The organism is Stenotrophomonas nitritireducens, from assembly GCF_001700965.1.
GTDB classification, from domain to species: domain Bacteria; phylum Pseudomonadota; class Gammaproteobacteria; order Xanthomonadales; family Xanthomonadaceae; genus Stenotrophomonas; species Stenotrophomonas nitritireducens_A.
In genome coordinates this window covers 3099026-3118795 of sequence record NZ_CP016756.1, presented here as the reverse complement: position 1 = coordinate 3118795, position 19770 = coordinate 3099026, and the positions used below count along the sequence as shown (strand labels likewise).

At 64.2% G+C, this 19770-nt stretch carries 12 protein-coding genes; 4 read left to right on the top strand and 8 right to left on the bottom strand.

The window, feature by feature from the left end:
• From BCV67_RS13070 to glyA, 4 genes are all read right to left on the bottom strand, one after another.
• On the bottom strand, positions 1 to 468 hold the full coding sequence (locus BCV67_RS13070; protein WP_062169329.1) for a GNAT family N-acetyltransferase: 468 nt from the start codon (positions 466 to 468) through the stop codon (positions 1 to 3).
• Positions 469 to 516: 48 nt separating this feature from the next.
• Positions 517 to 1416 (bottom strand): hypothetical protein, encoded by a 900-nt coding sequence (locus BCV67_RS13065; RefSeq protein ID WP_156455871.1) that lies wholly within the window; start codon positions 1414 to 1416, stop codon positions 517 to 519.
• Positions 1417 to 1494: 78 nt separating this feature from the next.
• A complete protein-coding gene (gene nrdR / locus BCV67_RS13060) occupies positions 1495 to 2028 on the bottom strand; it encodes a transcriptional regulator NrdR (protein WP_062169334.1) in 534 nt (177 codons plus the stop codon).
• Positions 2029 to 2183: 155 nt separating this feature from the next.
• A complete protein-coding gene (gene glyA, locus BCV67_RS13055; protein ID WP_062169336.1) occupies positions 2184 to 3437 on the bottom strand; it encodes a serine hydroxymethyltransferase in 1254 nt (417 codons plus the stop codon).
• 242 nt (positions 3438 to 3679) lie between these two features.
• On the opposite strand from glyA, the gene BCV67_RS13050 reads away from it, so the two are divergent.
• Positions 3680 to 5368, top strand: a complete 1689-nt coding sequence (locus tag BCV67_RS13050; RefSeq protein WP_065868126.1) for a ShlB/FhaC/HecB family hemolysin secretion/activation protein — start codon at positions 3680 to 3682, stop codon at positions 5366 to 5368.
• 11 nt (positions 5369 to 5379) lie between these two features.
• A complete protein-coding gene (locus BCV67_RS13045) occupies positions 5380 to 10965 on the top strand; it encodes an MBG domain-containing protein (RefSeq protein ID WP_065868125.1) in 5586 nt (1861 codons plus the stop codon).
• A 72-nt stretch (positions 10966 to 11037) separates the two neighbouring features.
• On the opposite strand, the gene BCV67_RS13040 is transcribed toward BCV67_RS13045, so the two are convergent.
• Positions 11038 to 11511 (bottom strand): RcnB family protein, encoded by a 474-nt coding sequence (locus tag BCV67_RS13040; protein ID WP_062169343.1) that lies wholly within the window; start codon positions 11509 to 11511, stop codon positions 11038 to 11040.
• A 219-nt stretch (positions 11512 to 11730) separates the two neighbouring features.
• Between BCV67_RS13040 and ettA the strand changes: the two genes are divergently transcribed.
• Together ettA and BCV67_RS13030 are read left to right on the top strand one after the other, a co-directional pair.
• Positions 11731 to 13395, top strand: coding sequence for an energy-dependent translational throttle protein EttA (ettA, locus tag BCV67_RS13035; RefSeq protein ID WP_062169345.1), 1665 nt, complete (start codon positions 11731 to 11733; stop codon positions 13393 to 13395).
• A gap of 427 nt (positions 13396 to 13822) precedes the next feature.
• Positions 13823 to 15139: an NCS2 family permease gene (locus tag BCV67_RS13030; RefSeq protein ID WP_062169347.1), complete on the top strand. Its 1317-nt coding sequence runs from the start codon at positions 13823 to 13825 to the stop codon at positions 15137 to 15139.
• Positions 15140 to 15161: 22 nt separating this feature from the next.
• On the opposite strand, the gene BCV67_RS13025 is transcribed toward BCV67_RS13030, so the two are convergent.
• The 3 genes from BCV67_RS13025 to BCV67_RS13015 all read right to left on the bottom strand — a co-directional run bounded on the left by BCV67_RS13025 (position 15162) and on the right by BCV67_RS13015 (position 19721).
• Positions 15162 to 15794 carry a DUF3667 domain-containing protein gene (locus BCV67_RS13025; RefSeq protein WP_231732510.1) on the bottom strand — a complete coding sequence of 211 codons (633 nt, stop codon included), beginning with the start codon at positions 15792 to 15794 and terminating at the stop codon, positions 15162 to 15164.
• Between the two features lie 283 nt (positions 15795 to 16077).
• Positions 16078 to 17109 (bottom strand): fimbrial protein, encoded by a 1032-nt coding sequence (locus tag BCV67_RS13020; protein WP_062169351.1) that lies wholly within the window; start codon positions 17107 to 17109, stop codon positions 16078 to 16080.
• Positions 17100 to 19721 carry a fimbria/pilus outer membrane usher protein gene (locus BCV67_RS13015; RefSeq protein ID WP_231732394.1) on the bottom strand — a complete coding sequence of 874 codons (2622 nt, stop codon included), beginning with the start codon at positions 19719 to 19721 and terminating at the stop codon, positions 17100 to 17102. The genes BCV67_RS13020 and BCV67_RS13015 overlap by 10 nt, the downstream gene beginning before the upstream one ends.
• Positions 19722 to 19770 lie beyond the last annotated feature (49 nt).

The window sequence follows — 19770 nt, the reverse complement described above, 5'->3', positions numbered from 1 at the left end:
TCAGCGGGAACCGGTCTCCATTGCCATCACCGTGATCGCCAACGGACCCAATTGCAGCTCGGCATGCACACGCCAACCCAGGCTGCGATACCACGCCACCATCGGTGTTTCGCAATACAGGTACAGCACGGCCACGCCCAGCGCCGCCGCCTGCGCCACGCAGTGCGCTACCAGCGCTGCGCCGACGCCTTTGCCACGCGCGGCTTCGTCCACATACAGCGACGCCAACCACGGCGACCAGCCCCGTATCTGCTCGTGATCGTCATGCAACAGGCTGACCGAGCCCAGCCAGCCGCTGTCATCTTCGGCCAGCCAGGTACAGGGAATGCCGTCGCGCTGCTGCGCACGCAGCTCGGCTTCGGCTTGGGCCAGCGTCCAGTTGGGCAGCAGCGTGCCGAAGGCCTGCACGTGGGCAAGGGCGATTGCCGGCAGCAGTTCGCGCCGGTCCTGCAGATTGATGATCTTCATCGAATTCAACTCACGCAGCCACGTTCGGTGGTCTGCCTATTCAAAAACCTAGTCGTTCACGCGCTGGAACACGCCAATGCCCAAGGCATCAAAACGCACGCCACCCTCCGCCTGCTCCAACAGCAAGCCCATCGTTGCCGATTCGCACATACCCACCGCGCAACCGTCAAACAGCACCTGGTAGCCAGGCCGCAGCGGCGGTTGCAAAGGCAGGCGCAGGGGCGCATCCATGCCTGGGAAGTGCAAGCGCAGGCCAGTCACCACCTGCCCCGGTGCCGGTGATGGGAAGCGATAGGCGTTTCCCCCAGACAACTTGCCTTCAGCGGCCAGCTCGCCCTGGGCCAGCTCCAACACAACCTGCACGCCGTCGCTGGCCACGCCGCTCATTGGATCGAGCAGATCAACGTATAGCGGCCTGCCCGCTACGTGCGTGTCTGCAAGTTGCGCCTGCAATTCCTCGAGCGCGTCGTGATCGCTGCTTTCAGCCGGGTCCGGATGCGCCTGTTGCAGGTCGGCAAGCAGCTGCTGCAACTGCGCGCGCTCGGCCGACCTGGCTTCATAAGGAACCAGCTGCACGGCGTCGGCGAGATCATCGCGCGGATGCAGCAACAACATGCCGTCCTCCAGCGACCATTGCCCTTTCGAGCTGCGCGGCAAGGGAGACATGGCCAACTGCAGCGCATAGTTCCCCTCGCGGCCCAACTCCAGAACCGAGCCTGCAAATCCCTCTTCGACGATGCGATAGCGACCTGCCAGCGCCTCTGGCGTACAGGTCTCTCCCACACAGGAAGATGGCATGCGCCGAGCTTGATCCAGCGTGGAAACAGCGTCGGCGGCCTCCTGCGCAGCCTGCCGGGCACGCTCAGCCACATCCAACAGCTTGGACAACTGCTGCTCCTGGTCCTGCGTCTGCGCCTGTGCAGTCAATGTCAGACACAACGCGGCCACAAACAGTCCATTGCGTGAAAACCGCTTTCCCGTTGATCGCATCGTCGTTTCGGCATCCATACCGAGCCAACGCACAGGTCAGCGCTTGCCGTTCTTGCCTGCCCGCGCCTCTTCCACCCGCGCACGGTCCAGCAGCGGTAGCTGACCCTCATCATTGGAATGATCACGCTCCAGCTTTTCGATCTCGTCGCGGAAATCCGCCACATCCTCGAAGCTGCGGTAGACCGAGGCAAAGCGTACATAGCCGACATGGTCGAGTTTGCGCAGCTCGTCCATCACGAAGCCGCCGACCTTGATCGAGGGCACTTCGCGCTCGCCGCACATGCGCAGCTGGTGCACCACGGCGCGTACCGCCGCCTCGATGCGCTCTTCCGATACCGGTCGCTTCTGCAGCGCGCGGTCAAAGCCCACCCGCAGCTTGCGCGCATCGAAGGCCTCGCGGCCACCGTCACTCTTGACGATCACCGGCAGCTTTAGTTCGATGGTTTCCAGCGTGCTGAAACGCTCGCCACAGGCTTCGCAGCCACGCCGGCGGCGGATGGTGGCGCCATCTTCGGAAACACGTGAGTCGATCACGCGGGTATCGGTGTGCTGGCAGAACGGGCAATGCATGTTTCAAGCCTTGGACATCAGGCGCCGCGCATGCGACGTGGAAAACCTGTAACGCAGATACAACAAACCCCGGGCCGGGGCAAGCGCCCAACCCGGGGTAATGCGGTCAGCTCAGGCTGGAACGGGCGCCGCAATACGCTGGCACCCGCCACCGATCAGCCATAAACCGGGTACTTGCGGCACTGCTCGCTGACCGCATCACGCACGCGGGCGATGACGGCTTCGTCGGCCGGAGCGTCCAGCACGTCGGCAATCCAGCCCGCCAGCGCCACGCAATCGGCTTCCTGGTAACCGCGGGTGGTGATGGCCGGGGTGCCCAGGCGCAGGCCCGAGGTCACGAACGGCGAACGCGGGTCGTTCGGCACCGAGTTCTTGTTGACGGTGATGTGGGCCTTGCCGAGTGCGGCTTCTGCATCCTTGCCGGACACGTCCTTGCCGATCATGTCCACCAGCATCAGATGGTTCTGGGTGCCGCCGGAGACGATCTTGTAACCGCGCGCGATCAGGGTGGTCGCCATTGCCTGCGCGTTCTTCACCACCTGCTGCTGGTAGGCCTTGAATTCCGGCTCCAACGCTTCCTTGAAGGCCACGGCCTTGGCGGCGATGACGTGCATCAGCGGACCGCCCTGGATGCCCGGGAACACGATCGACTGCAGCTTCTTCTCGATCTCTTCGCCAGCGCCCTTGGCGATGATGATGCCGCCACGCGGACCGCGCAGGGTCTTGTGGGTGGTCGAGGTCACCACGTGGGCGTGATCAATCGGGCTCGGGTAGACGCCAGCGGCGACCAGACCGGCGACGTGCGCCATGTCCACGAACAGATAGGCACCGACCTTGTCGGCGATGGCGCGGAAGCGCGCCCAGTCGACAATCTGCGAATAGGCGGAGAAACCAGCCACCACCATCTTCGGCTTGTGTTCCAGCGCCAGGCGCTCGACTTCGTCATAGTCGATCAGGCCGGCTTCGTCCACGCCGTACTGGATGGCGTTGAAGATCTTGCCCGAAGCATTGACCTTGGCGCCGTGGGTCAGGTGACCGCCGTGGGCCAGGCTCATGCCCAGAATGGTGTCGCCCGGCTGCAGCAGCGCGAAATACACGGCCTGGTTGGCCTGCGAGCCGCTGTGCGGCTGCACGTTGGCGTAATCGGCGCCGAACAGCTGCTTGAGGCGGTCCAGGGCCAGCTTCTCAGCGATGTCCACGTACTCGCAGCCACCGTAGTAGCGCTTGCCCGGGTAGCCCTCGGCGTACTTGTTGGTCAGCTGGCTGCCCTGCGCCTCCATCACCATCGGGCTGGCGTAGTTCTCGCTGGCAATCAGCTCGACATGGTCTTCCTGACGCTGGCACTCATCGGCAATGGCCTTGGCCAACTCGGGATCGTAGGACTCGATACGGGCTTCACGCGGGAACATCACAGCTCCTGGTACGGGGGCGAGGGAGCTTCCGATTGTAGCCCGTTCCGGCCGCAAGACCGTCTGTTCATCGGCATGAACGCGCAGCGGCCAGCACAGATCAACCCGTGACGTAAGTCACAAATTAAATCTGTTACCTGATTTCAGTGATCGTACCGCCACGGTTCTTACGGTTAACAGAGTGAGCTAGTTGCTTTTCCAGCCGCCAGCCCTCCCGTTGAACCGTAAGGAATACCCATCTGATGCACCGCCCTGGCCGCCACACCTGCCCTCGTCCCGCCCGTTCCCTGTGCGCAAGCGCCGCCCTGCTCTCCTGCGCACTGGCGCTGGTCCTGGCACAGGCAGCACCCGCTACGGCCGCCGAACCCGCTTCAGCGGCCGTCGCCACCGTGCAGGTCGCAAAAGTCAGCGTGGAAGGGGTTGGCGAACACCCGGCCAGCAGCATCAGCCGCGACTCGATCGAGGCCGTTGCCAACCAGGCCCTGCATGAGATCAGTCCGACCCTGCCGGCGGCACTGAGCTTCCCGCAGATCGAGCAGATCACCGCCCGCGTCACCCAGGCCTACCGGGATGCCGGCTTCCTGGTGTCGGTGGCCTATATCCCGCCGCAGCAGATCGGCGACAGCCAGACCCTGACCCTGAAGGTCATCGAAGGCCGGGTCGGCCGGGTGCTGGTGCAGGGCAGCCAGCGCTACCGCGACGACCAGCTCAATGCCAGCAGTCTGGGCCTGATTGGCCGACCGCTGCGCCAGGCCGAGCTGGAACGCGCCCTGCTCTACGCCCGCGACCTGCCCGGCGTGTCGGTCACCTCGGTACTGCAGCCCGGCCAGAACGAAGGCGAGACCGACATCGTGCTGGTCGCCAAAGACAGCGCTCATCCGTACGAGATCACCGCCGGGTTGAACAATTACGGCACCGACAGCACCGGCAAGTACCGCGCCGAAGTCGCGGTGAGTGCGTTCAATGCGCTTGGTGCAGGCGATGTGCTGGCCGCCAGCCTCGGTTACGGGCTGGACCCGGCCGACAGCTGGCAAGCGGCGCTGTCGCTGAGCGTGCCGTCCGCGCAGGTAGATGGCCTGAGCGCGATTGCCGGCATCAGCCGCAGCGAGATGGAGATCAACAGCGGGCCGTTCGCGGCGATGCGCCTGACCGGCCCGACCACCCTGTTCTACGCCGGCGGTGACTGGAAGTTCATCCAACGCAACGACCTGCAGGTGCAGGCATCGGCACGCTGGATCCACGAGGAATCCGAACTGGAAGGGCTGGGCATGCTGCTGTCGCGGCACAGCTTCGATGTACTCGATGCCGGCATCAGCCTGCGTCACACCGACCGCCGATGGCGCGGCATGAACCTGGCACAGGTATCGCTGCGCAAGTCGGTCAACGACGAATCCTCGCCGTTCAACTGGTTGTACACCGCGCACGCACCGTACTTCTGGGTAGCGCGTACGAGCGTGGCGCGATTGCAGGCCTTGCCCGGCAACCAGCGTCTTCTGCTGCGCAGCAGCGCGCAGTTCACCGAAGATGCGCTGACCCCGCTGGAGCAGTTCAGCGTTGGCGGGCCTACCAGCGTGCGTGCCTATCCGCTGTCCAATGCACTGGGTGACCGCGGCGTGCAGGCCACGTTCGAATACCAGGTCAGCGCACCGGGCTTCGCCGACACGCCCTCGCCCTTCGATGGCCGGCGTTGGGGCGACCTGGTCGATATAAATCTGTTCTACGACTGGGGCCGCACTTCGCCGGCGCCGGACAACCGCCGCCTCGGAGTGCTGCCGATCACCCTGGAAGGCGCCGGTGTAGGCCTTGGCCTGCGGCTGCCATGGAAGCCGGAGCTGCGCCTGGAGATGAGCGCGGCCAAGCCCACCGGCAGCTACAGCGGCAGTGACCAACGCAGCACCCAGTACTGGGCGCGCATCAGCAGCACTTTCTGAGGAATCCAACCATGAATCGCATTTATCGCCTTGTGTACAACCACGCCCTGGGCCTGATGCAGGTAGCCTCGGAAATCGGTGCCAGCGCGGGCCGCGGCCGCAGCAGCTTGGCCACCTCACAGCGCACCGTGCGGCTGGCACCGCTGGCAGGCGCACTGCTGCTGGCTACCTGCCTGCAGGCCGCCGCGCAGTCGCTGCCGCAGAACGGCCAGATCATCGCCGGCAGCGCATCGATCAACTCCAGCGGCAACGTGCTGAACGTCAGCCAGAGCACGCAGAGTGCGCTGATCCAGTGGCAGAACTTCAACATCGGCGCGGGTAACCAGGTCAACTTCAACCTGCCCAGCTCACAGTCAGTATCGATCAACCAGGTCACCGGTGGCACGGCCAGCATCATTGCCGGCCAGATGTGGTCCAACGGCCAGGTATTCCTGCTCAATCCGTCGGGCATCGCTTTCACCAGCGGTGCCAGCGTCAACGTTGGCGGCCTGCTGGCGAGCACGTTGAATGTCGGCACGCCATCGCTGCCCGTCGACGGCGGCCCCTTGCCACCGATGTTCCAACTGACCGGAGGAGGGACTGGCGCGACGATCAGCAACAATGGCGGCACCCTCACCGCCAGCGATGGTGGCATCAGCCTGGTCGGTGGCGCGGTGAGCAACAGCGGCCTGATCAACGCCGTCAACGGCAACATCGATCTGGTCGCCGCAGGCGGCGTCCTGGTCACCCGCGAGGCCTCATCGGCCGGCAACGTCCGGTTGGCGTTCGCCGGTACTTCCGCCAGCACCGCCGCCGCCATCGGCGTCATCAATACCGGCACGTTGACCGCCCGCAGCATCGGCATGAACGCGATGGTCGGCCCCGGGCTGGCCAGCCATGGCATCAACACCGGTGGCACCATCATCGCCAATGCGATCGATGCCGGCGACGGCGTACTGACCATCCGCAGCACCGCGCCGATACTGAGCAGCGCAACGATCACCGCCGATACGGCCGCCATCGTCGGTTCCAGCGTCGATATCACCGGTGGCAGCATCACCGCCAACGCCGCGCAGCTGATCGCCAACACCGGCAACGTCAACGTGGGCGGGACAGTGGAGGCCGACATGATCGAGCTGACCGCTGCCACGGTCAGCCAAGGCAGCAGCGGCTCCTTGCAGGGGGCCGTGCGGCTGGACGTACAGGGTGCAGCCAACCTCAGCGGCGTCGACAACCGCATCGGCGCAGTCGCCGGCACCGTCGGCGGTGACCTGACCCTGTTCACCCGCAGCGCGTTGTCCAACAACGGCGCGCTGCAGGTCGTCGGCAGCGCCAGCTTGACCGCGCTCGACGGCGCCACGCGCAAGGACATCACCCTGGGAAACACCGGCAACAGCTTTGGTGGCCCGCTCTTCGCAACGGGCAACGACATCGTGCTCGATACCAGCGGCACCCTGGCACTGGGCGGCATCGATGGTCGCAGCCTGGATGCGAACGGCGCCGCCGTCACGCTCAGCGGCAACCTGCTGACCTCGGCTGACCAGCTGTATCGCGCGCCGCTGAGGCTGGTCGCTAACAGCAGCGTGACCGCCGCCAACAGCCATTTCGCCGGCAGCGTCGATGGTGCCTATCAGCTCAACGTTATTACCTCGCAGGCCACCACATTCGCAGGGGCGATCGGCTCGATCACACCGCTGCAGGCACTCAATGTCGCTGCCGGTGGCGGCACCCTGCTGGCCGGCAACGTGCGCGCAGCCAACGACATCGTTTTCAGCGGTCCGCTGCGGCTGGATGCCGACATCGGCGTGACCAGCACCAATGGCAAAGTCAGCCTCAATGGTGCCGTCGACAGCAACGGGGCCAACCGCGCGCTGACCCTGTCTGCGTTCACAGGGATCGCGCTCGGCGGGCCGCTGGGCGCGACCTCGGCACTGAAGTCGCTGCAGGCCAACGCCGGCGTGATTGAACTGGGCAATGACATCAGCAGCAGCGGCAACATCGGGCTCGACGGGTCGGTGCACCTGACCGGCAACGCGCGCCTGCACAGCAGTGGCGGCGCCATCAGCAGCGGCGGCATCAGCAGCGGCACTTCCCCAAGCAACCCCGATGGCTACGACCTGGGGCTGAAAGCGCAAAGCACCCTCCTGCTCAGGGGAAGCATCGCCGCACGCAACATCGACATCGATACGCTGCTCTTCAGCGGCTTGGGCATCACCAGCAAGGGCGCGCTGCGCATCGTCAGCGCGCTGCCGCTGATCCAGGGTGGCGCTTACCTTGTCGGGGGCACCGCCACCTTTGGTTCCATCGGCGACATCCAACTCACCAACCCAGGCAACCGCTTTGGCGGCGCCGTCTCCCTGGATGGCGTGAATGCCAGAGTGAATGCAGATGATCTGCAGCTGGGCAACGTACGGCTCGGTGGCGCGCTGCGGCTGGAACTTGATGGGTCGCTCAGCCAGGCGGCCAACACTGTACTGGGCGTGGATGGCATCACCACCCTGATTGCCGGCGATGCGATCACCTTGAACGGCAACAGCAACCACTTCGGCGGCAGCGTGTCGGTAAGCGGAAAGGAGGTACAGATCCAGGCCAACGATCTGCTGGCGTTCTCCAGCATCAAGGCGACCAGCCTGCAGGCGACGGCCCCCCGCCTGCACCTGCCCACTGCGGTCAGCACGCTGGGCCTGCAGCGCTACGACGGCGCGGTCACGCTGCTGGGCGATACCCGCCTGGCCAGCGATGTCGGCCAGATCTTCTTCAATGGCAGCATCGATGGCGCCCATGCATTCACCATCGAGCGTGCACTAGATGTGATATTCAACAGCACCCTCGGGGGCAGCACTGCACTGGCCAGCCTCGACACGAGCGGAGTGTCCACTACGCGTCTTGGCGGCGACATCAGCAGCAGCGGCACGATCGCATTGGGCGGCCTGTCGCTGTTGTCGACGCGCGACTACAGCATTGCCAGCAGCGCCGGCGATGTGCGTATAGGCGGTGCGATCAACGGTACGGCCGATGGCGAGAGCTCGCTTAGCCTGCGTGCCGCTGGCGCGTTGGACCTGCAGGGCAACGCCGGTACCGGCAACGGGGAGCGCCTGAACGATCTGACGCTGCGCGGTACCAGCGTCGCAGCACGGGCACTGCAGACCCGCGGCAAGCTCGATATCGGCAGTGCCGCGGGGTTCGCCCAGGGCGGCGCGCTGACGGTGGGCGGCGATGCCGTCTTCAGTGCTGGCAACGGTGGCAATCTGGTGCTCGACAATGCCGCCAACAGCTTCGGTGGCAAGGTGGCGCTGCAGGGCAACCAGGCCACTCTCCGCGCGCAATCGTCGCTGGCACTGGACAGCGTCAACCTCACCCAGCTGACGGCCTACGGCAACGGCTCGTTGTCGCTGGCCAACGCCACTGTCCTCGGCAACGCCAGCCTCGACGCCGATGCGCTGCTGTTCAACAACGCCAACATCAGCGGCGTACTCACCGCTACCACGCGCACCGGCAACATCAGCCAGGGCAGCGGCACGCTGGCGTTCGGCGCCAACAGCACACTCAGCGCCAGCAATGACATCGTGCTGGGCAACACCGGCAACCAGTTCGGCAGCGGCCTGCGTGCCATTGGCCGCGACGTGACGCTGACCAGCACAGGCGCGCTGGACATCGCCCAACTGCTGGCCCGCGATGCAAGCCTTGCCGGCAACGGCGTGCACCTGCGGGGCGGCACCCTCAGTCGTGACCTGACGGTGGACAGCAGCAGCACCATCACCCAGACCGGCGCGCTGGACGTGGTCCGCAACAGCCGCTTCGATGCCGACGGCGACATCGCGCTGACCGACAGCGGCAACCGTTTCCTCGGCAGCATCGCGGTCGATGGCAACGACATTACCCTCGTCAGCGCCGGCGGCCTGCAACTGGCGGACGTGCGTGCACGCGGCTCGCTGAACCTGCGCGCCACCACGGGCGACATCCGGCAAAACGCAGCTGTGCTGATCGATGGCAACAGCCAACTACATGCAGGCGGCGCCATCAACCTGGAGCAATCAGGAAACCACTTTGGTGGTCGCCTGGACATCGATGCGGGCAGCGCTCGTATTGCCAGCGCCGATGCACTGCACCTGGGAACCATCACCACCACCGGTGATCTGCGCGTAAGCGCCGACGCAGGCCTGCGCCTGGGCGGACTGATCAACGCCGGCAATGTCGACCTCGCCACGGCTGGCATCTTCGACAACCGTGTCGGCAGCAACGCGATCTCCGTTTCACCCAACGGCCACTGGCGTGTCAACCTGCTTTCACCCTTCCAGGGCCATGTCTTCGGCGCGCTCGACAGCGGCAACACCGCGTTGTGGAATACACCCGCGTTCACCGCCCCGACCAACAGCGGCAACCGCTATGTGTTTGCCTGGCAGCCGACACTGACCATCCGCGCCAACAACCTGCGCAAGATCTATGGCGACGATCTCGACCTGCGAAGTGCGTTCACCGTTGAAGGCGCGATGGCTGGAGTCAGCGGGGCATACCTGGCTGATTCGGTGAGCAATCTGCTTTCCGGCGCGCCGCTGCTGAGTTCAACGGGCGCAGCAGCAATGGCAGGTGTCTCCGCAGCACCGTACAACATCGACATCAGCGCAGGCTCACTGGATGCCGGTTCCAGCGACTATGCGCTTGCATTCGTGCATGGCACGCTGCAGGTTGACCCGAGGTCACTGACCATCACTGCCAACAACGGCGGCAAGATCTACGGTCAGATTGGTGGCTTCAACGGCTTCAACGCTTTTGGCCTGGTCAACTTCGATACTCTCACCGGTGTGGACCTGACCAGCCTTGGCAACCCAGCCACCGCCAATGTTGGCAACTATGCGATCAGCGCCAGCAATGCCGTTGGTACCGGCCTGTCCAATTACGACATCCGTTACGTAGATGGCAGCCTGTCGATCGGCAAGGCCGGCCTGACCATCACCGCAGGCAATGGCGGCAAGACATATGGTCAGAGCGGTGGCTTCAATGGCTTCAGCGGCACTGGTCTGCTCAACAACGACAGCATTTCCGGCCTGGACCTGAGCAGCAACGGCAGCGCAGCGATGGCCAACGTTGGCAACTACAGCATCACCGCGAGCAATGCCGTTGGTACCGGCCTGTCCAATTACGACATCCGCTACGTCGATGGCAGCCTGTCGATCGGCAAGGCCGGGTTGGTCATCACCGCCAACAACACCAGCAAGCGCATCGGCCAGGTGCTGGCCCTGGATGATTTCCGCAGCAACGGGCTGCTCAACGGCGACAGCATCGACAGTGTTTCGCTGTCCAGCGCCGGCAACAACGCCAACGCGCAGCCCGGCATGTACGCCATCCTCGCCGGTGATGCGCAGGGCGCCCGCCTGGGCAACTACGACATCAGCTACCAGGACGGCAGCCTGCAGGTGGTAGGGGTATCGGCGGAGACCGCCGCTGAAATGGCCCGCGCCGTGGTTGCCAGCCGCAATGATGCAGCGCCGGTGTCGCTACCCAACCTCCTGCCACCGTTGCTGCCTGCCGCATCCTCCAGTGGCACCAGCATCCTGTTGCCGGAGGGCAGCTGCACACAGGCAAGGGGAATGGGCTGCTTGAGTCTGCAACCGGAGTGATCCCGGCCCCTTGAAACCGAAAAGGCGCATCCGAAGATGCGCCTTTTCTTTTCAGCTACCGCCGGCTACTGCTCAACGGTTGAACACGACATCGGCAATGATGCCGGTGGCGATGGCCACCATCAGCATGTTGCCGCGGTCATCGCGGATCCAGCGGTGGCCGTGTGGCGGACGACGCACGTGGTAACGGTCGTAGTCGTTGACCACGTAGACCGGGCCGCCGTAGTAGTTGCTGTAGCGGTGACCACGCTCGAAACCATAGGGGCGATAGACCACGCGCGGCGGCGGGGCGTAATAGCGGCGGTCGTTGTAGCGGGCGTCGCGGTAGCCCTCGCGGTAGCCGTTGCTGTAATGGCGGCGGTCATCACGGCGGTCGTGGCGGTCATGCCCGTGCCCCCTGCCGCGGTCATGGCCACGGCCACGGTCATCCCAGCCATGGCGGCCACGGTCGTGGTCATCGCGGTCACCTGCCGCAAAGGCCGGGGCGGTGGCACCAAATGCCAGCAGGGTGGTCATCGCTGCGACAGCTAAGCGGTTCATCTTCATGGGTGGCCCTCACTGGGTTGGTGGACAGTTCCCATAATGCTCACTTCGCCTGAACGAATTCCGGCTGGAAACGGTTACGGGCTTTCCCATTCATAAACCGGCAAGGGCAGCTGGCGGTCAGCCGGGCATGGCGGGGTCCCTGTTATAATGGATGATTCCCTTTTGTCCTGGGCCCAGTCCGCTTCCGGACCGGGCGCAGGCGTGCGCTACGGAGACGTCATGTCCTCGCAATACATCTACACCATGAACCGCGTCAGCAAGGTGGTCCCGCCCAAGCGGCAGATCATCAAGGACATCTCGCTGTCGTTCTTCCCCGGTGCCAAGATCGGCCTGCTGGGCCTGAACGGCTCCGGCAAGTCCACCGTGCTGAAGATCATGGCCGGCGTGGACACCGATTTCGAGGGCGAAGCCCGCCCGCAGGCCGGAATCAAGGTCGGCTACCTGGCCCAGGAGCCGGAATTGAACCCGGAGCACACCGTGCGCCAGGCCGTGGAAGAAGGCGTGGGCGACGTGCTGCAGGCACAGGCCGCGCTGGAAGCCGTGTACGCCGCCTACGCTGAAGAAGGCGCCGATTTCGACGCGCTGGCCAAGGAACAGGAGCGCCTGGAGGCCATTCTGGCCGCCGGTGACGCACACACCGTGGAACAGCAGCTGGACATCGCTGCCGATGCACTGCGCCTGCCGCCATGGGAGGCCGTGATCGGCAACCTGTCCGGTGGTGAAAAGCGCCGCGTGGCACTGTGCCGCCTGCTGCTGCAGAAGCCGGACATGCTGCTGCTCGACGAACCAACCAACCACCTGGACGCCGAGTCCGTCGAATGGCTGGAGCAGTTCCTGCACCGCTATACCGGCACCGTGGTCGCCGTTACCCATGATCGCTACTTCCTGGACAACGCCGCCGAGTGGATCCTGGAACTTGACCGCGGCCGCGGTATTCCGTGGAAGGGCAACTACACCCAGTGGTTGGAGCAGAAGGACGAGCGCCTGAAGCAGGAAGACAACCAGGAAAAGGCTCGCCAGAAGGCGATCCAGAAGGAACTGGAATGGTCGCGCCAGAATGCCAAGGGTGGCCGCACCAAGGGCAAGGCGCGTCTGGCCCGCCTGGACGAACTGCAGAGCGTTGATTACCAGCGCCGCAACGAGACCAACGAGCTGTTCATCCCACCGGGTGAGCGCCTTGGCAACTCGGTGATGGAGTTCAAGAACGTCTCCAAGAAGTTCGGCGACCGCCTGCTGATCGACAACCTGTCGATGATCATCCCGCCGGGTGCCATCGTCGGCATCATCGGCCCGAACGGTGCCGGTAAGTCGACCCTGTTCAAGATGATCACCGGTCTTGAGAAGCCGGATTCCGGCGAGATCGTGACCGGCCCGACCGTGCAGCTGTCCTACGTGGACCAGAGCCGCGACGCGCTGGTGGGCAACCACAACGTGTTCCAGGAAATTGCTGGCGGCCTGGACATCCTCAACATCAACGGTGTCGAGATCCAGTCGCGTGCCTACATCGGCCGCTTCAACTTCAAGGGCCAGGACCAGCAGAAGATGGTGGGTTCGCTGTCCGGTGGTGAGCGTGGCCGCCTGCACATGGCCAAGACCCTGCTGCAGGGTGGCAACGTGCTGCTGCTCGACGAACCGTCCAACGATCTGGACATCGAAACCCTGCGTGCGCTGGAAGATGCGCTGCTGGAGTTCCCGGGCAACACCTTCGTCATTTCGCATGATCGCTGGTTCCTGGATCGCATCGCCACGCACATCATCGCCTTCGAAGGCGACTCGCACGTGGAGTTCTTCCAGGGCAACTACCGCGAGTACGAAGAGGACAAGAAGCGTCGCCTGGGCGATGACGCCGGTCCCAAGCGCCTGCGTTTCAAGGCACTGAAGTAATACCCGACAGACGGCCGCCCAGTGCGGCCGTCTGCTTTTGGCGGCGGCGCAGGACAGCGCGCCCTTTGCTTTGAAGCCCTCTCCCGCCTGCGGGAGAGAGGGGTTGGGGTGAGGGCAAGCTCTTCGCTAAAGACCTGCACCGCCCGCGTTGTCAAAGTCAGAAAACTGAAGAGCGGATGGAGCGGCCCTCATCCGCCCCTTCGGGGCACCTCGCTCCGCGCCCCTGCCCCGCGCAGCACGCGGTGCGTACGAACAGTCACGAGCCTTTGGCTCGTAAACGCCCGTTCTTAACCCCGCGCGCGGGAGAAGGGATGGCAAGCACCACCGCATTCAAGCTGCACCAGCTCCTGCAACTGCAACTGCAACTGCCTCCGGCATCCTCCCCCACCCAGCGAGAGGAACAGCCTGCAATCCACGGAATTCCCCCATGTCCCTGCTCGACCGCATCTTCAAGCTGCAACACCACGGCACCAGCGTCCGCACCGAGGTGCTGGCCGGCATCACCACCTTCCTGACGATGTCCTACATCGTCTTCGTCAACCCGGAAATCCTCGGCACCACCGGCATGGACCCGGGCGCGGTGTTCGTGGCGACCTGCCTGGCAGCGGCGATAGGTTCGGCGGTGATGGCGCTGGCTGCCAACTACCCGGTCGGCATGGCACCGGGCATGGGCTTGAATGCGTTCTTCGCCTTTACCGTGGTTGGCGCCGCCGGCCTGCCCTGGCAGCAGGCATTGGCGGCTGTCTTCATTTCCGGCGTGGTGTTCTGGGTGCTGTCGCTGACCGGCATCCGCGCCTGGCTGGTGGCCGGCATTCCCGCCTCGCTGCGTTCGGCCATCGTGGCCGGCATCGGCCTGTTCCTGGCCATCATCGCGTTGCAGAAATCGAACGTGATCGTCGCCAACGAAGACACCATGCTGACCCTGGGGCCGCTCAATACCGCGCCGCCGCTACTGGCGCTGGGCGGCTTCCTGCTGATCGCCGTCCTCGAGGCACGCAAGGTGCGTGGCGCCATTCTGATCGGCATCCTGGCCGTCACCGGCGTGGGCTGGGCGATTGGCTCAGTGCAGTACCAGGGCATTGTCTCGCTGCCCCCCAGCCTGGCCCCGACCTTCCTGCAGCTGGATCTGCCCGGCCTGCTGCACCACGACGGTGGCGCACCGCTGGCGGTGTTGCTGCAGGTGGTGCTGGTATTCGTGCTGGTGGAAGTATTCGATGCCACCGGCACCTTGTACGGCGTACTCGGCCGCGCCGGCCTGCTGAAACTGGAAGACGGCAAGAAGCGCTTCAGCCGCGCCCTGCTCGCCGACAGCAGCGCGATCGTTGCCGGCTCGCTGCTGGGCACCAGCTCCACCACCGCCTTCGCCGAAAGCGCTTCCGGCGTGCAGGTTGGCGGCCGCACCGGGCTGACCGCACTGGTGGTCGCCGCGTTGTTCCTGGCCGCCTTGCTGTTCTCGCCACTGGCGGCAATGGTGCCGTCCTATGCCACCGCGCCGGCATTGTTGTTCGTCGCCGGGCTGATGCTGCGCGAGCTGGTGGAAGTGAAGTGGGATGACCTGACCGAATCCGTACCCGCCGCGTTGTGTGCGCTGGCGATGCCCTTCACCTACTCCATTGCCAATGGCCTGGCCTTCGGCTTCATTGCCTACGCGGCATTGAAGGCCGGCACCGGCCGCTGGCGTGAAGTCCATCCGGCCGTGTGGCTGGTGGCTGGGCTGTTCGTATTGCGCTATGCGCTGGAGTGATTGAAGCGCCAGCGCTGGCGGGTCAACCAAGCGCCATCACCGTGATGGTGGCAGCGAATATCAGCATCGCGCTGACCACCGAAAACAAGCCCAGTGCCAACAGGCTGCGCCACACGGTCGACCATGTCGGCCGATGCTGGAAGAACTGCACCAGCGAAACCACGCTGTAGATCATGCCCAGCATGCCGGCCAGCAGCTGGGTATTCGGCACCCAGCGGTGCAGCAATACAAGCAGCGACCAGATGACAAAGGCCTGCACCGTGAGCAACGTGGTCATCACCAGCCACTCGGGATAATTCAGCTTGCTGTAACGGCTGAAGACCAACCGGAACGCCAGCGCTTCGATCGGTAGCAACAGCAGCGTGAATGCAGCGAAGTGTGACTCGATCCAGGCAGCAACCGTGCGCGATGCGGCCACGAACCGCAGCACCTCCGCCGGCAACGCCTGGCCGGCAAACATTACCTCGGGTGCACCGCTGTCCAAGATGCTGTTGCCGGTAACCAAACGATTCAACAGCAGCACCAGCGCCGACATCATCGTGATCAGCAGCAGTGGCTTGACCTGGTTGCCGCGCCGCCCTTCGATGTAATCACGCAGCAGGCGACCCGGCCGGCCCATCAGCTGCTTGAGCGAGTACAGGATGCCGCGGTCCATGTGCAGCACGCTGTGCTCCAGCTCATGGCCCAGGAAATGCCAGTCGATGCGATGTGCCGGGGTCGGCTGACCGCAGTTCGGACAATACTTCTGATCGGGACCGCCGGCCCCGCGACCACAATTGATACAGCTGGTATCCGCGTGCATCCCCATGCACTGCCCCCTTGATGGCAAGGCAGCATTCTAGAACGGGGCAGACGGGTTCCGCCACGGGCGTGCGGAGTCAGGCTGGAGTCTTCACAACCGGAGTAGTGGTCCGGCACTGCATGGTGATGCTGGTCCTCTAGTTGTACTGGATGGTAAAGGTTGCCGTGCCATTGGCCTTGCCCGGCGTCACCCTGCCGGCACGGGTCTGGATGTAGCGCGCGCGCAACGGCAGGCTCATGGTGCTCGGCCCGGGTACGCTAAGGCCCAGGTCGATGTTCTGGGCAAAGCGCACCTGCCGCTCGGCAGTGCCGGCACGCTGCACCAACTCAATGGCAATACCTGTTGCCGCATTCGTAGCCGCGGTCAGTGGCAGCACCCCAGGCAGGTTGGAGCTGTCCTGGGCAGCGTCCAGGCGAATACCGATCCTGCTCTGGAACTGTGCGACATTGCTGCCTTGGCACGCCAGGCGGATGTCGAAATCACGGTCAGCAGCCCGGCTGCCCACACCGCTGAAGGTGCTGGCCGGCACCGAACCAAACTCCACCACGATGTTGCGGCTACCCGCCTGCACCGAACAGGTTGGATTGACCACTGTCGTGCCCGAGCCCTTGAAAGTCGAAACAAGCACGGGTTTGGTGGGCCCATCACCATCGAAGTAATAGGTGGTGAATCTGCCGGCCGGAGCAATCAGGCCTGAACCCGTTACCGCCGCCGTCTTGATCAGCTCCACACGGAATGTGCCACCTGCCAGACGCACGCTGTTGCTGCTGGGCAGCAGCAACGTATGCGGGTAGAACGCTTTGATGTCACCCGAATCACGGTAGACGCGGATGCCAACACCAACAACATCCGTTGCAAACACATTGCTGAAACCCGGCACGGGAACGCGTTGCGCCGCGTTGTTGAAGATGCCGATGGCACTGCCAGCGGTGCTGCATTGCGCCGCCCCCGCACGCTCGTTGATAACCACCACCAGTTCCTTGATCAGCCCGCCTACCGGCAGGCCCGGCAGGATGATCACCTGCCCCATGTCCATCTGCACATCCTGCGGCACGAATGGCCCCGGGTTGAGTGCACACCGGGCCTGCACTCCCGGCGCCAGCAACATCCCACCGAGTGCGCAGGCAAACAGGCGACGATTGCGCCACAGGCCACTGATCAACGACATGTCGCCTCCACCCTGATGAACCCCATCGGTTCCGTTGCGAGCGCCGCTGGCAACTGATAGTCAACTCCGCATTGCTGGTCAGCTCCTTCACCCCAGGCAAGCTGCAGGTGACCGTGATCCTGCTCACTGCGCAGGTACAGCCGCCCTGCCTGTCCGACCATACCAACCGGTTGGCCCTGCGCATCCTTGGCCTGCGCACCGAACGGCAGCAGCTGGCCATCCACCGTGCGCACCTGCACCAGCACAGCACGCCCCCTGCGGGTCTCGAATCGCAGGAAACTGATTGCCCCCGCATATGGCGCTACGGATTGACTGCTGCTTTCCAGCTCAACCTCCCGCGACATGTCCTGCGGGTCCAACGTAACGGTGGTAAGCCGGTAAGGCGATGCATACGGCACAACCGCGTAGCCGCGCCCATCTATGCGCAAACCCGCCGCATTGGTCAGCCGTGCATCACGTGCGCCCTCGGCCTGCACCACAACCATGGTGTCACCCCGCTGCGGCGTCAGGGTCACACCACCGGCATGGGCAACAAGTGAACCGCTCGCTCCCAGCGAGACCTGGCGGAAGTCGCTGGAATAGCCATAGGAAGCATTGAGTGCTGTATAGCGGCCTTGGTAGTTGGCGTTGGCAATGCCACTGGTGCCGCCATCGCGGCTATCCGACAAGGCCACGCCGTAGTTGAAGTTGTTGTCGACGCCAGCACTGCCGGTGATGCCGACGCGGCTGCTGTCGTAGCCGCCATGCTCGCGCATGCCAAGATCGGTCGTCAGTGACAATGGGCGCCCCTTGCGGCCCAGCGGCATGCTCACACTGAGCAGATACTGGGTGTCCTTGCGGTCGAACTGACCGTCCTCGGTATGCAGGGCCGAAAAACCAATGTTGAGTGAGCGCCACGCCGTGTTGTAGCCCAGCTGGTACTGCGTGCTGGTCCCGGGAAGATCATAGAAATCACGCACCGCGCCGGTCAGGTACACGGCGCCGAGGCGTTGACCCAATGGCTGGTTCAAGGTCAACTGCAGCTGGCTGCGCTGGCGTCCAATGGGCAAGGTGCTGACGCCACGGTCAATGGCATCACGCGTATACAAGGCATCCTGCAGGCTGTAGAACCCACGGGTGGAGTAGCGGTAGGCAGCCAACGTCAGATCGGTGCCGGTATCACCCAACAAGGTGCTGTAGCTCAAACGAACGCTCGCGCCCTGCCTGCTACCGGCTGCCGGCAAGCGGGTACGCGCATGCGTCACGTCCGCGGCAAATGCACCCAGCGGCGTCGCCACACCAGCGCCGTACAGTACGGAGGTATAGCCCTCGCTCAACGCGCTGCCGGCATACAGCGTCAGCCGATTGCCCATACCGCGTTGATAAGTGCCCTGCAGCAGCCAAGGCTCATCCAGCAGGCGTTCGTTGCGCACCTGCCCCGCTGTCAGCGCATAACGCGACACGCCCGGGCGCAGCATCTGTGGCACGGAGCCGAACGGCACCTTGAAGGCACGCTGGCGTCCGTCCGCCTCGATGACAGTCACCTCCAGGTCGCCGCCATAACCCGTTGGATACAGATCCTCGATGACAAAGTTGCCCGGCGATACGCTTGCCGAATAGATGAGCTGCTCATTCTGCCGAATCTCCACCCGTGCGTTGGTTTCAGCGATGCCGCGTACCACCGGCGCATAACCGCGCAGCGAATCAGGCAGCATCCGATCATCGCTGGCCAAGCTGATGCCACGATAGCCAGTCGAGTCGAACAACTCGCCGTTGCTGAACGCCTCACCGATGGTCAACATGCCACGCACCTGCGGAATGCCGCGCTGTGCGTAGGTGGCGATACGCTGCCAATGTGCGCCATTGCCGTGCGCGTCGTTCCAGGTCAGATTCGCATCCTGGCGCAGCTGCCAACCCGCTACGTTCAACCCCATGTTCAAGCCCAGGTATGCCGTGCGATTGCGACGCCCCCCGGGCAAGCGCACATCGCTGTCAATCGCATTGAAACTGTAGCCGAGGAAGGCGGCATTGATACCGCGGTCCCACAGTGCGGGGTTCACGTAACCACGTGCTTCGCGGCGTAGAAAGGCCTGCGGGATGCTCAGGTCATAGCGCAGATTGGCACTGTCGTACCGGCCGGATCCATTGGCCATGCGCTGTGCGATCTGCACACAGTCATCGGCGCCGGTCAGCGGCACCGCTGGTTCTGCAGCTGGCAGCTGTGTGGTGTCCACCCCGATTTCCTCCAGCAAGGGCATCCCCAGACAGGCCTTGACAACACCATCCGCACCGGCCTTGAACTGCAGGTCGCGCCGGCCCTGCCAGCTGCCATTGACGTAGATATCCACGCGATAACTGCCGGCCACCATCGGATTGCCATTGCTGAAAGCGGACAGATCCACCTTTGGGCCGTGACCGGAGAGAAAATCCGAATCGAACTCCGCGCGCGCCGGCGCTGGCGCGGCAGCAGCCAGCAAGGCCTGCTCGCCCAGATTTGCCGATGCTGGTGCCGGCGCAGCAGACAGCGCAGCCGGGTACACCGCCACTGCGATCCAGTACACATACGGCGCCAATGGCGGCTGACAGCGCGCGATGATGCGCTGGATGGTCACTCCCGATCTGCTCTCAATCACGCCTACGTTCCTTCAGGACGATTGCGCGACAACTTATCCACGGCCTGCT